At 39.9% G+C, this 12,791-nt stretch carries 14 protein-coding genes and 1 tRNA gene; 14 read left to right on the top strand and 1 reads right to left on the bottom strand.

What is annotated here, in order from left to right; translation table 11 throughout:
• The first annotated feature begins 1 nt into the window (after position 1).
• Positions 2–75 (top strand) — tRNA-Asn (locus tag HMPREF2984_RS04155).
• A 470-nt stretch (positions 76–545) separates the two neighbouring features.
• Here HMPREF2984_RS04155 and HMPREF2984_RS04160 read toward each other — a convergent pair.
• Positions 546–1,895: an aspartate kinase gene (locus HMPREF2984_RS04160; RefSeq protein WP_049533205.1), complete on the bottom strand. Its 1,350-nt coding sequence runs from the start codon at positions 1,893–1,895 to the stop codon at positions 546–548.
• A 167-nt stretch (positions 1,896–2,062) separates the two neighbouring features.
• Between HMPREF2984_RS04160 and HMPREF2984_RS04165 the strand changes: the two genes are divergently transcribed.
• The 13 genes from HMPREF2984_RS04165 (at position 2,063) to HMPREF2984_RS04225 (ending at position 12,705) form a co-directional block, all read left to right on the top strand.
• A complete protein-coding gene (locus tag HMPREF2984_RS04165) occupies positions 2,063–2,854 on the top strand; it encodes an enoyl-CoA hydratase (RefSeq protein WP_003043475.1) in 792 nt (263 codons plus the stop codon).
• Between the two features lie 92 nt (positions 2,855–2,946).
• Positions 2,947–3,381 carry a fatty acid biosynthesis transcriptional regulator FabT gene (locus HMPREF2984_RS04170; RefSeq protein ID WP_003026022.1) on the top strand — a complete coding sequence of 145 codons (435 nt, stop codon included), beginning with the start codon at positions 2,947–2,949 and terminating at the stop codon, positions 3,379–3,381.
• The gene (locus tag HMPREF2984_RS04175; RefSeq protein ID WP_049533204.1) at positions 3,381–4,355 is read left to right on the top strand and encodes a beta-ketoacyl-ACP synthase III; all 975 of its coding nucleotides are present in this window, start codon (positions 3,381–3,383) and stop codon (positions 4,353–4,355) included. Before HMPREF2984_RS04170 ends, HMPREF2984_RS04175 begins: the two co-directional genes overlap by 1 nt.
• A 53-nt stretch (positions 4,356–4,408) precedes the next feature.
• Positions 4,409–4,633 (top strand): acyl carrier protein, encoded by a 225-nt coding sequence (locus HMPREF2984_RS04180; protein WP_003026017.1) that lies wholly within the window; start codon positions 4,409–4,411, stop codon positions 4,631–4,633.
• A 212-nt stretch (positions 4,634–4,845) separates the two neighbouring features.
• On the top strand, positions 4,846–5,820 hold the full coding sequence (gene fabK, locus HMPREF2984_RS04185; RefSeq protein WP_049514558.1) for an enoyl-[acyl-carrier-protein] reductase FabK: 975 nt from the start codon (positions 4,846–4,848) through the stop codon (positions 5,818–5,820).
• A complete protein-coding gene (gene fabD, locus HMPREF2984_RS04190) occupies positions 5,813–6,739 on the top strand; it encodes an ACP S-malonyltransferase (protein ID WP_004224371.1) in 927 nt (308 codons plus the stop codon). Before fabK ends, fabD begins: the two co-directional genes overlap by 8 nt.
• A gap of 2 nt (positions 6,740–6,741) precedes the next feature.
• Positions 6,742–7,476 carry a 3-oxoacyl-[acyl-carrier-protein] reductase gene (gene fabG, locus HMPREF2984_RS04195; RefSeq protein ID WP_049533203.1) on the top strand — a complete coding sequence of 245 codons (735 nt, stop codon included), beginning with the start codon at positions 6,742–6,744 and terminating at the stop codon, positions 7,474–7,476.
• Between the two features lie 62 nt (positions 7,477–7,538).
• On the top strand, positions 7,539–8,771 hold the full coding sequence (gene fabF, locus HMPREF2984_RS04200) for a beta-ketoacyl-ACP synthase II (RefSeq protein ID WP_059221191.1): 1,233 nt from the start codon (positions 7,539–7,541) through the stop codon (positions 8,769–8,771).
• Positions 8,772–9,251 carry an acetyl-CoA carboxylase biotin carboxyl carrier protein gene (gene accB / locus HMPREF2984_RS04205; RefSeq protein WP_004224360.1) on the top strand — a complete coding sequence of 160 codons (480 nt, stop codon included), beginning with the start codon at positions 8,772–8,774 and terminating at the stop codon, positions 9,249–9,251. It begins immediately after the preceding gene.
• Positions 9,248–9,670 (top strand): 3-hydroxyacyl-ACP dehydratase FabZ, encoded by a 423-nt coding sequence (gene fabZ, locus HMPREF2984_RS04210; protein WP_003043557.1) that lies wholly within the window; start codon positions 9,248–9,250, stop codon positions 9,668–9,670. Before accB ends, fabZ begins: the two co-directional genes overlap by 4 nt.
• A gap of 16 nt (positions 9,671–9,686) precedes the next feature.
• Complete coding sequence (locus tag HMPREF2984_RS04215) at positions 9,687–11,054, top strand: acetyl-CoA carboxylase biotin carboxylase subunit (RefSeq protein ID WP_049514551.1); 1,368 nt, start codon at positions 9,687–9,689, stop codon at positions 11,052–11,054.
• A 20-nt stretch (positions 11,055–11,074) separates the two neighbouring features.
• Positions 11,075–11,938 carry an acetyl-CoA carboxylase, carboxyltransferase subunit beta gene (gene accD / locus HMPREF2984_RS04220; RefSeq protein WP_070670585.1) on the top strand — a complete coding sequence of 288 codons (864 nt, stop codon included), beginning with the start codon at positions 11,075–11,077 and terminating at the stop codon, positions 11,936–11,938.
• Positions 11,935–12,705, top strand: coding sequence for an acetyl-CoA carboxylase carboxyl transferase subunit alpha (locus HMPREF2984_RS04225; protein ID WP_003043405.1), 771 nt, complete (start codon positions 11,935–11,937; stop codon positions 12,703–12,705). The genes accD and HMPREF2984_RS04225 overlap by 4 nt, the downstream gene beginning before the upstream one ends.
• Positions 12,706–12,791 lie beyond the last annotated feature (86 nt).

Raw genomic sequence — 12,791 nt, forward strand, 5'->3', positions numbered from 1 at the left:
ATCCGGCATAGCTCAGTTGGTAGTAGCGCATGACTGTTAATCATGATGTCGTAGGTTCGAGTCCTACTGCCGGAGTTGATAGATGATTAGAAGCCTTTGATATAATCGGGTTTCTTTTTTGCTATTTTTAAAATAGAATGCGGAATCTCAGTTTAAAATTATTATTTATAACACTAATTCAGGCTCTTGGTTGATGAAAAGCTGATATTGGGATTTGTAATAGATTTCCGGGTGAGACAGGTGAGATGCCTATGTTTGCTGACGAGTTCACCCATAAATAATGCATTCTGGGGAGATTACGCGTAGCAATCAATCAAAATTTGAAAATTTTTAGTTCGAACTCATACCCTTACGCTGTTGCCTTCATCATCAGCTACTACATCAAGATTTTGGGGTTAATATAATGCAAGTGGCTGAGCAAAAACTCATTCATGGTCAAAGTGTAATAATCTCTCATAGCAAAAAAAGCTTAAAATCAAGTTAATTAAAACGTTGATTTTAAGCTTTTTGACTATTTTATGAACTTTTACCTAGACTCTCAATTTTTATTCAAAAAAAGCTTTGTACAGTGCTTTTATAGCTGCTTTTTCTTGTTCGGAATTGATAACAATCATGATTGAAACTTCACTAGATCCTTGCGAAATCATTTGGATATTAATATGATTATCTGATAATGCTTTTGTTGCAGTAGCGGTCAAACCAATATGACTTTTCATTTTTTCACCGACAATCATAATGATTGAGAGGTCATGTTCGATTTCTGCGTGGTCGACTTCTAACTTTTGTCTTAATTGACGAAGAATTTCTTCCTCTTTAATGGGGGTTAATTCACGATCCCGAAGAATAATAGATAAGTCATCGATACCGGTAGGCATGTGCTCCCAGCGGATATTTAGATCTTCCAATATTTGCAGAACTTTTCTACCAAAACCGATTTCACGGTTCATGAGGTATTTAGACATGTTGATACTGGTGAAATGGGCATCTGCAGCAATACCTACTACAGGGAAGTCCCTGTTGCTGTGCTTTAAAACAATTTTTGTACCAGGATGAGTGGGGTTATTTGTATTTTTAATAACGAGTGGAATTTTTCCACGGTAAGCTGGAATGAGTGCTTCGTCATGTAATACAGTAAAACCTGCGTAAGCTAATTCACGCATTTCGCGATAAGTTAATTCTGGAATGGAGTGTGGCATGTGAATAATGCCAGGGTGTGCTGCAAAAATACCGTCAACATCTGTGAAATTTTCGTAAAGATCAGCTTTTACACCTGCCGCAATGATGGATCCAGTAATATCGGATCCACCACGTGAAAAGGTGCAAATTTGATCGTCTTTTGTTACTCCAAAGAATCCTGGGATAATCAATACTTCGTCAGCTTCATTTAGTTCTTCGATTTTATCATAACTGGAAGGGAGAAGTCGAGCATTTCCTGGTTCGCTGGATACAATGAGTCCTGCTTCTCTAGGGTGAACATAACGAGCATCTACGCCATTTTGGGTAAAATAAGCCGCAATGAGTTTCGCATTGTTATTTTCACCTGCAGCAAGAAAAGTATCGTACAAGAACTTATTATTTTCGATAGGAAGGCTTGCGAGCTTTTGGAAACTTTTTGAAATTCTCTCTAGAATATTTGGTTTAAGCTGCAGTTCTAACGCCATATCTCGATAACGCTGAATAATCCACTGTTGGTGTTTTGTTACGTCATTACCAGCAACATAGTCTCGATAATATTTAATGAGGGCATCTGTTACCTTTGTATCCTGAGTGCTTCGCTTCCCAGGTGCAGAGACAATCACGAAGCGACGTTCAGGATCAGCTTTTATAATCTGTAATACTTTTTCTAATTGACCAGCGGAGGCAAGTGAACTTCCTCCAAATTTAACAACTTTCATACATTCTCCTAATGGCTGCTTGTTTAAATTATAGCAAAATTCTGAAATCTTTTCAAATTTACTTGTGCTTACTTGCTAAAGCAAATATTTTATGTTAGAATGTAACCATATTATTTGATATTCAAATAATTTAATTGACAAAGAAAAGAATTGTCGGAGGCAATTTAATGCAATTTGAAAATATTTTATATAGTGTCAATGACGGTGTTGCGACTTTAACATTGAATCGCCCGGAGGTTTCCAATGGGTTTAATGTTCCCATGTGTGAGGAGATTTTAAAAGCCATTGAATTGGCTGCTGAGGATAAAGCTGTCCAAATATTGCTCATCAATGCAAATGGAAAAGTATTTTCTGTTGGTGGTGATTTGGCAGAAATGCAACGAGCAGTGGAGGCAGATGATATTCAGTCTTTGGTGAAAATTGCTGAATTAGTCAATGAAATTTCTTACTCAATGAAACAACTATCTAAGCCTATCATTATGAGTGTAGATGGACCAGTTGCTGGTGCGGCAGCTAATATGGTGGTAGCTGCAGATTTCTGTATTGCAACGGAGCGTTCTCGTTTTATTCAAGCCTTTGTGGGGGTAGGTCTTGCTCCTGATGCGGGTGGTCTGTATTTACTTGCTAGAGCGATTGGTGTGACGAGAGCAACTCAATTAGCAATGACAGGTGAACCGTTAAACGCAGAAAAAGCTTTAAATTACGGTCTTTTGTATAAAGTTTGTGAAGTTGAAAAGTTAGAAACTACAACGAATCAAGTGATTAAGAAGTTGAAACGTCATTCACTTAATTCTTATCGTGCTATTAAAGAATTGGTATGGAAGAGTTTGTTTACTGGTTGGGATGAGTATGCAAAACTCGAATTACAGTTGCAGAAGACATTGGCTTTCACAGAAGATTTCAAAGAAGGGGTGCGAGCTTATGCTGAGAAGCGTCGACCAAAATTTTCTGGGAAGTAAAAAAGTAGTTGCAATTTAATTTGATATTTGATATACTTTTCTAGTCAAATGTTTTGATGTTGAAAGTTTTTTTGTTAGAGGAGGATAGATTTTTGGATTACCAATTGGTCAATGATTATTTAACATCTATTTTCAATAATGTATTGGTTATTGAAGAATCTAGTTTGAGAGGCAGTCGCTTCAAAGATATCTCTATCAAAGAAATGCACACGATTGATGTTGTTGGAAAAAATCCTAATGCGACTCCTAGTAGTGTAGCAAAGGAATTGATGGTGACATTAGGAACCGTAACAACTAGTTTAAATAACCTTGAAAGAAAAGGCTATATTGAACGGACACGTTCAGAAGTTGATCGTCGTGTTGTTCATCTGAATTTGACAAAAAATGGTCGCCTAATTTATCGCTTGCATAGAAGATTTCACAAGAGAATGGTTGAAAGAATCATTGAAGGAATGGATGCTGAAGAGATGAAGGTCATGGGAAAAGGTCTGACTAATCTGTATCGTTTTCTAGAGGATTTGAAATAATGAACTATGCGAAAATTAGTCAAGTCGCTCATTATGCTCCAAGTCAGGTGGTTACAAATGATGATTTGGCAAAGATAATGAATACGAGCGATGAATGGATTTCAAGTCGGACAGGAATAGAACGCCGTCATCTGTCACAAACAGAATCAACGAGTGATTTGGCTACAAAGGTGGCAAGTCAATTGTTGAAAAAGGCGAATATCCATGCAGATGAGCTAGACTTTATCATTGTGGCAACTATCACCCCAGACTCTATGATGCCTTCAACGGCTGCACGAGTTCAAGCAAATATTGGTGCAAATCATGCTTTTGCCTTTGATTTGACAGCGGCTTGCAGTGGCTTTATCTTCGCTCTGTCGACAGCTGAAAAGTTAATTTCTTCAGGTCGTTACCAGAAGGGCTTTGTTATAGGAAGTGAAACCTTATCAAAAGTTCTTGACTGGTCTGATCGTTCAACTGCGGTTCTTTTCGGTGATGGTGCTGGTGGTGTTTTGCTAGAGAGCTCAGAGCAGCAGCATTTTTTAGCTGAAAGTCAATATACAGACGGTTCGCGTGGGGAAAGCTTGACTTGTGGTAAAGTTGGTTTATCTTCACCTTATTCTGAAAAGGGAGAAGTAGCGCCTTACTTGACAATGGATGGTCGAAAAATTTTTGATTTTGCTATTCGAGATGTGGCAAAATCTATAAAAAATACGATTGAATCCAGTGATATTCAAGTAAAGGATATTGACTATTTACTATTACATCAAGCCAATATTCGTATTTTAGATAAAATGGCGAAAAAGATTGGTGCAGCGAGGGAAAAACTTCCTGCAAATATGATGGAATATGGGAATACGAGTGCAGCGAGCATTCCAATTCTCTTATCTGAGTGTGTTGAAAAAGGACTCATTCACCTTGATGGCAGTCAAACAGTTTTGCTGTCAGGATTCGGTGGAGGTTTGACATGGGGCACACTTATTGTTACAATTTAGTTATTATGTGGTAAACACATGAATATAAATATTTATTTTTAAAGGAGTCTATCATGGCAGTATTTGAAAAAGTACAAGAAATTATTGTGGAAGAACTTGGTAAGGAACCTTCAGAAGTTACTCTTGAGTCAACTTTTGATGATCTTGATGCAGATTCATTGGATTTGTTCCAAGTTATTTCAGAAATCGAAGATGCATTCGATATTCAAATTGAAACTGAAGAAGGATTGAACACAGTTGGTGACTTGGTCGCTTATGTGGAAGAAAAAACAAAATAAAAAATGAAACGGGGCTGAGAGAAGATTCTCGCCCTCTTTTAAAAAAGGTATTGAGGTAGACAGTTAATTTTGCTGGGGTGGAACGATAAAATCAATTTAAAGATGATAGGTTCCACTCCCTCTTGTTTAGGTAATAGTTTGATTTTCAAATTATACAAAGGGTATACTTGAGATGATTGAGCTATTACTTAAGCAATATAAAGGAAGGTATTATGCAAACACGTGTTACAGAATTGTTAAATATTAAATATCCTATTTTCCAGGGAGGAATGGCCTGGGTTGCTGATGGTGACTTGGCTGGTGCAGTTTCTAAAGCGGGAGGTCTTGGCATTATCGGTGGTGGTAATGCACCGAAAGAAGTTGTCAAAGCTAATATTGATAAAATTAAGTCATTGACAGACAAACCTTTTGGCGTGAATATCATGCTGTTGTCACCGTTTGTGGAAGATATTGTTGACTTAGTGATTGAAGAAGGTGTCAAGGTTGTGACAACTGGTGCAGGAAATCCAAGTAAATATATGACTCGTTTCCACGACGCAGGTATTACAGTCATTCCAGTAGTTCCAAGTGTAGCATTGGCTAAGCGAATGGAAAAAATTGGTGCAGATGCAGTCATTGCTGAAGGAATGGAAGCAGGTGGGCATATTGGAAAATTAACCACCATGACTTTGGTTCGTCAGGTAGTTGAAGCAGTTGATATTCCTGTGATTGCAGCGGGTGGAATCGCAGATGGTCGCGGTGCAGCTGCAGGCTTTATGCTTGGTGCAGAGGCTGTTCAAGTGGGAACACGTTTCGTCGTTGCAAAAGAGTCAAATGCGCACCAAAATTATAAAAATATGATTTTGAAAGCTCGGGATATTGATACCACTATTTCTGCTCAACATTTTGGTCATGCGGTACGAGCTTTGAAAAATAAACTAACTAGAGAATTTGACCAAGCAGAAAAGGATGCTTTTAAGCAAGAAAATCCTGATTTAACTGTTTTTGAGAATTTAGGAGCTGGCGCTCTTGCAAATGCAGTTGTTCGCGGTGATGTTGAACATGGTTCTGTCATGTCAGGACAAATTGCGGGGCTTGTCAGCAAAGAAGAAACAGTTGAAGAAATTTTAAAAGATATTTACTACGGTGCAGCAGAGGTAATCCAAAAAGAAGCTAGCCGTTGGGCAGGAGTAACTAGAAATGACTAAAACAGCCTTTCTATTTGCAGGTCAGGGTGCTCAGTATCTGGGAATGGCTCGTGACCTTTACGATCAGTTTGATGTAGTGAGGGCAACCTATGATGAAGCAAGTCAAGTATTGGGCTATGATCTACGATATCTGATAGATAATGAGGAAGAAAAGCTCAATCAGACACGCTATACTCAGCCAGTAATTTTAACCACTTCGGTTGCTATTTACCGATTATTGCAAGAAAAAGGAATGCAAGCTGATATGGTAGCAGGCCTTTCTCTTGGGGAATACTCTGCCATGGTAGCAGCAGGTGCTTTGAAGTTTACAACGGCGGTTGATTTGGTGGCAAAGCGTGGTGCTTTTATGGAAGAAGCAGCTCCTGCTGGCTCTGGTAAAATGGTTGCGGTTTTAAATGCCGATTTAGCTACAATTGAAGTAGCTTGTCAAAAGGCAAGCCAGCTGGGAATTGTATCACCAGCAAACTACAATACACCTAGTCAGATTGTTATTGGTGGTGAAGTTGAAGCGGTTGACAAAGCAGTGGAATTGTTAAAAGAAGCTGGTGTTAAGCGTCTCATCCCTTTGAATGTTTCCGGTCCATTTCATACAGCTTTGCTAAAACCTGCAAGTGATAAATTGGCAAAAGTTTTGGAAACAGTTGAATTTGCTGATTTCAAACTTCCTTTGGTAGGAAATACAGAAGCAACTGTCATGGAACAAGGACGAATTAAGGAACTCTTAACTCGTCAAGTTATGGAACCAGTTCGTTTTTATGATAGTATTGCAACGATGCAAAAAGTTGGTGTAACTAATTTTATTGAAATTGGTCCAGGTAAGGTTCTTTCTGGTTTTGTTAAAAAAATTGATAAATCAGCAAAGGTTGCTCACGTTGAAGATGTTAGAAGTTTATCTACTCTTCTAGAAAATAAGGAATAGGTATGGAACTTAAAGGTAAAAATGTTTTTATAACTGGTTCAACACGTGGAATTGGTCTTGCAATGGCACATAAGTTTGCGAGTCTAGGTGCCAACATTGTTTTAAACGGTCGCCGTGAGATTGATGAGGAGCTCGTCTCTGAATTTTCAGATTATGGTGTACAAGTGGTTTCTATCTCTGGTGATGTGTCAGACAGCACGGATGCCAAGCGGATGGTAGAAGAAACTATCGAAAAACTTGGAAGCGTGGATATTCTGGTTAATAATGCAGGGATTACAAAAGATAAACTCATGCTAAAATTGACAGAGGAAGATTTTGAGCAGGTCTTGAAAGTAAATCTTGTTGGTGCTTTTAATATGACTCAAGCGGTTTTGAAGCCAATGTCGAAAGCTCGTCAAGGTGCTGTTATCAATGTATCAAGTGTGGTTGGTTTGATTGGCAATGTCGGTCAAGCAAACTATGCGGCTTCTAAGGCTGGACTGATCGGATTTACTAAGTCTGTAGCGCGTGAAGTAGCAGCCCGCAATGTACGAGTGAATGCTATTGCACCAGGTATGATTGAGTCAGATATGACCGATGTTTTGTCTGATAAAGTGAAAGAAGCTACGTTAGCACAAATTCCGATGAAACGTTTTGGAAATACCAGCGAAGTAGCAGAAGTGGCAGTCTTTCTAGCTCGTCAAGAGTATTTAACTGGGCAAGTCATTGCTATTGATGGCGGGTTAACCATGAGGTAGAAGATGACTAAAACTTATGAGTTTTAAGCATGTGATATATTTTCTTAATAAAGGAGTTCGAAATGAAACTAAATCGAGTTGTTGTAACAGGATATGGAGTAACTTCACCTATTGGAAACACACCCGAAGAGTTTTGGGATAGTCTAAAAGAAGGGAAGATTGGTATTGGTCCAATTACGAATTTTGATCCTAGTGTGATTGGTGTACATAATGCAGCAGAAATTAAAGATTTCCCGCTAGAAAAACATTTTGTTAAAAAAGACAAAAATCGTATGGATATGTATTCTATTTATGCCATTCATGCAGCTTTAGAAGCGTTAGAAAATGCTCATCTAGATACCGAGACAGTTGATCATGATCGATTTGGTGTCATTGTATCTAGTGGGATTGGTGGCTTAAAAGAATTGCAAGATCAAATTATCCGAATGCATGAAAGAGGAGCCAATCGTATCCAACCGCTCTTCATTCCTAAAGCACTTTCAAATATGGGAGCCGGAAATATCGCTATTCGTGTGGGAGCTAATGGGGTGTGTAAATCTATTACAACTGCTTGTGCGTCTTCTAATGATGCTATTGGAGAGGCATACCGTGAAATTAAATTTGGTTTTCAAGATGTTATTTTAGCAGGTGGTTCTGAATGCTCTATCAACGAAATTGGCATCGGCGGTTTTGCAGCTCTTACAGCTCTTTCCACAAATGAAGATCCAAAACGTTCGTCTATTCCATTTGATAAAGATCGAAATGGATTTGTAATGGGAGAAGGGGCAGGTGTTTTAGTAATTGAAAGTTTAGAACATGCTGAAAAACGTGGGGCAACGATTTTAGCAGAAATTGTGGGGTATGGAAATACTTGTGACGCATATCACATGACAACACCATCACCAGCTGGTACAGGGGCTGCTAAAGCTATGAAACTAGCCATTGAAGAAGCAGGATTACAACCTTCAGACATTGCCTATGTGAATGCTCACGGAACTTCTACACAAGCCAATGAAAAGGGTGAAAGTCAAGCGATTGTTAATGTTCTTGGAAAAGAAGTACCAGTTTCTTCTACGAAATCTTTCACAGGTCACCTTCTTGGTGCAGCTGGTGCAGTAGAAGCTATTGCAACGATTGAAGCAATGCGTCATAACTTTGTACCGATGACTGCAGGAACGCAAGAACTTTCAGATGATATCGAGGCGAATGTCATCTATGGTCAAGGGCAAGAACATGATATTCCGTATGCGATTTCAAATACCTTTGGCTTTGGTGGGCACAATGCTGTACTTGCATTCAAGCGCTGGGAGGCTTAAATGAATATCAATGAAATCAAAGATTTGATGGCTCAATTTGACCAATCAAGTCTGCGTGAATTTTCTTATAAAAATCAAAGTGATGAATTAACGTTCAGTAAAAATGAAAGAACAGTTGAATCAATTGCTCCTTCTGCAGAGGATTCAACAGTGAACACCAATCTTGTTTCACAAGTAGAAGTTCCCCAGCCAACTGTTCCTCCAATTGTGGAGGAAACGATGAGTCCAGAAACACCTACAGCTGAAGGCGATGTAGTAGAAAGTCCCTTGGTTGGAGTTGCTTATCTTGCTTCTGGGCCTGATAAACCTTCTTTTGTTTCCGTTGGCGACCAAGTAAAGAAAGGGCAAACCTTGATGATTATTGAGGCCATGAAAGTGATGAATGAAGTTCCGTCACCTAAGGACGGTATTGTGACGGAAATCCTTGTCCAAAATGAAGAAATGGTCGAATTTGGGAAAGGTTTGGTGCGGATTAAATGATTGATATCAATGCGATAAAAGAAGCTCTTCCACATCGTTACCCTATGCTGTTGGTTGATCGTGTGTTGGAAGTGAAAGAAGATGAGATTGTAGCGCTTAAAAATGTTACAATCAATGAGCCTTTTTTCAACGGACATTTCCCTGAATATCCTGTTATGCCGGGAGTTCTCATTATGGAGGCTTTGGCTCAAACAGCCGGTGTTTTGGAATTATCCAAAGAAGAAAATAAAGGGAAATTGGTCTTTTATGCCGGAATGGACAAGGTGAAATTTAAAAAACAAGTTGTTCCTGGTGATCAGCTCATCATGACAGCGAAGTTTGTGAAGCGTCGTGGCACCATTGCGGTTGTGGAAGCGAAAGCAGAAGTTGACGGGAAGTTGGCAGCGAGTGGTACTTTAACTTTTGCCCTCGGACAATAAAAAAGGAGATTTCACCATGTTTCGTAAGATTTTAATTGCCAACCGTGGGGAAATTGCGGTCAGAATTATTCGTGCAGCTAGAGAATTAGGGATTGCGACAGTCGCAGTCTATTCTACTGCTGACAAAGAAGCTCTCCATACTTTACTGGCAGATGAAGCGGTTTGTATAGGTCCGGCAAAGTCGACAGAATCCTACCTCAATATGAATGCGGTTCTTTCTGCCGCAGTTTTGACTGGAGCAGAGGCAATTCATCCAGGCTTTGGTTTTTTGAGTGAGAATTCTAAGTTTGCGACGATGTGCGAGGAAGTTGGTATTAAATTTATCGGTCCTTCGGGAGCGGTAATGGATTTAATGGGTGATAAAATCAATGCGCGTGCTCAGATGATTAAGGCTAATGTGCCTGTAATCCCAGGTTCTGATGGCGAAGTTCATACTTCAGACGAAGCACTTGCGGTTGCAGAAAAAATTGGTTATCCAGTCATGCTGAAAGCTTCTGCTGGCGGTGGTGGCAAAGGTATTCGGAAGGTTGAAAAAGCAGAGGATTTAGTAGCTGCTTTTGAGTCAGCTTCTAGTGAAGCCAAGGCGGCTTTCGGAAATGGCGCCATGTACATGGAGCGGGTCATTTATCCAGCTCGGCATATTGAAGTCCAAATTTTGGCTGACCAACATGGTCATGTTGTCCACTTAGGCGAGCGCGATTGTTCACTTCAAAGAAATAATCAAAAAGTGCTGGAAGAAAGTCCGTCGGTTGCGATTGGCAAGACCCTTCGTCGTAAAATTGGGGAAGCTGCTGTACGAGCTGCCCAATCTGTCGGATATGAAAACGCTGGAACGATTGAATTCTTATTTGATGAAGGCAAAAGAGAATTTTATTTCATGGAAATGAATACTCGTGTACAAGTGGAGCATCCGATAACGGAATTTGTAACGGGGGTGGACATTGTTAAGGAGCAAATCAAAATTGCTGTGGGGCAAGAGCTGCCTTTTAACCAAGAAGATATTCATATAACAGGTCATGCGATTGAGTGTCGAATCAATGCGGAAAATCCTGCCTTCAACTTTGCACCAAGTCCGGGAAAGATTTCCAATCTCTATCTACCGAGTGGTGGAGTGGGGTTGCGTGTGGATTCTGCAGTTTATCCTGGCTACACGATTCCGCCGTATTATGACAGCATGATTGCCAAGATTATTGTTCATGGTGAAAATCGCTTTGATGCATTAATGAAAATGCAGCGTGCGCTCTATGAGTTAGAAATCGACGGCGTTGTGACAAATAGCGGTTTTCAGTTAGATTTGATTTCAGACCCACATGTCATTGCTGGCGATTATGATACAGCTTTTCTTATGGAGAAATTTTTACCAGCTTATCAAAAGAAAAAGTAGAGGAGTAAAGGATATAAGTCATGGCTTTGTTTTCCAAAAAGGATAAGTATATTCGGATCAATCCAAACCGTTCCAGTCGTGAGAAACCTCAAGTGAAACCAGAGTTTCCGGATGAACTGTTTTCAAAATGTCCAGGATGTAAGCATATCATTTACCAAAAAGATTTGGGAAGTGAACGGATTTGCCCGCAATGTGGCTATACGTTTCGTATTTCAGCTTTTGAACGCCTCAATTTAACGGTAGATACCAATAGTTTTGAGGAATTATTTACAGGAATTGAAACATCAGACCCCTTGAAGTTTCCTAAATATCGTGAAAAATTAAGGACTGTCCGTGAAAAAACAGGTTTGGATGAAGCGGTATTGACAGGAATTGCGACAATCGGTGGTCAAAAAACTGCACTGGGGATCATGGATTCCAACTTTATCATGGCTTCTATGGGAACGGTCGTTGGAGAAAAAATTACTCGTCTTTTTGAATATGCTACAGAACATCAGTTGCCAGTCATTTTGTTTACAGCTTCTGGTGGCGCTCGCATGCAAGAAGGAATTATGAGTTTGATGCAAATGGCTAAAGTATCCGCAGCGGTGAAACGTCATTCTAATGCTGGCTTGTTTTATTTGACGATCTTAACAGACCCGACCACGGGTGGGGTGACGGCTTCATTTGCCATGGAAGGAGACATCATTTTGGCTGAAACGCAAGCGCTTGTTGGCTTTGCAGGTCGCCGAGTAATTGAAACAACCGTTCGTGAAAAATTGCCAGATGACTTCCAAAAGGCAGAATTTTTGCTTGAACATGGTTTTGTTGATGCCATTGTCAAACGCTTGGAATTGCGCTCCACCATTGCAATGTTATTGGCTTTCCATGGAGGTGAACAATGACAAAGATTACCCGAATTATTAAAGAAGCACGAGATCAGGCACGATTGACAGCTTTGGATTTTGCGCAAGGAATTTGCGAGAATTTTATTGAATTACATGGCGATCGTTCTTTTCGAGATGACGGAGCGGTTATCGGTGGAATCGGAACTTTAGATGGTCAGCCCATCACCGTTGTTGGGATTCAAAAAGGACGCAATCTACAGGATAATTTGCAACGGAATTTTGGACAACCTCATCCAGAAGGTTATCGAAAAGCACTTCGCTTGATGAAGCAGGCAGAGAAATTTGGTCGTCCTATCGTTACGTTTATCAATACAGCCGGTGCTTATCCGGGAGTTGGGGCTGAAGAGCGCGGTCAAGGAGAAGCTATTGCGCGTAATTTGCTCGAGATGAGCGATTTAAAGGTGCCGATTATCGCTATTATTATCGGTGAAGGCGGATCTGGAGGAGCGCTAGCTTTAGCTGTTGCAGACAAGGTCTGGATGCTAGAAAATTCAATTTACGCGGTGCTTAGTCCCGAAGGTTTTGCTTCTATCTTGTGGAAAGACGGCAGTCGTGCTATGGAAGCTGCAGAACTCATGAAAATCACTTCTCATGAGCTTCTTGATATGGGAGTAGTGGACAAGGTGATTCCAGAAGCAAGGCTTAGCAATCAGGATTTATTGTATGCTGTGAAGCAAGAAATAGTTGCTGAATTAGCAAATTTGTCTCAGCTACCACTTGAACAACTTTTAGAAGCACGTTACCAACGATTTCGAAAATACTAATAAAAATCAGAAGTGGATTGGCTTGTACCGTTCACTTCTGTTTTTTTATTTTTGATAAATTGTAAAATATAGTGCAACAAAAAAAC

It is taken from the genome of Streptococcus sp. HMSC066E07 (assembly GCF_001814695.1).
Classification (GTDB): Bacteria; Bacillota; Bacilli; order Lactobacillales; family Streptococcaceae; genus Streptococcus; species Streptococcus hominis.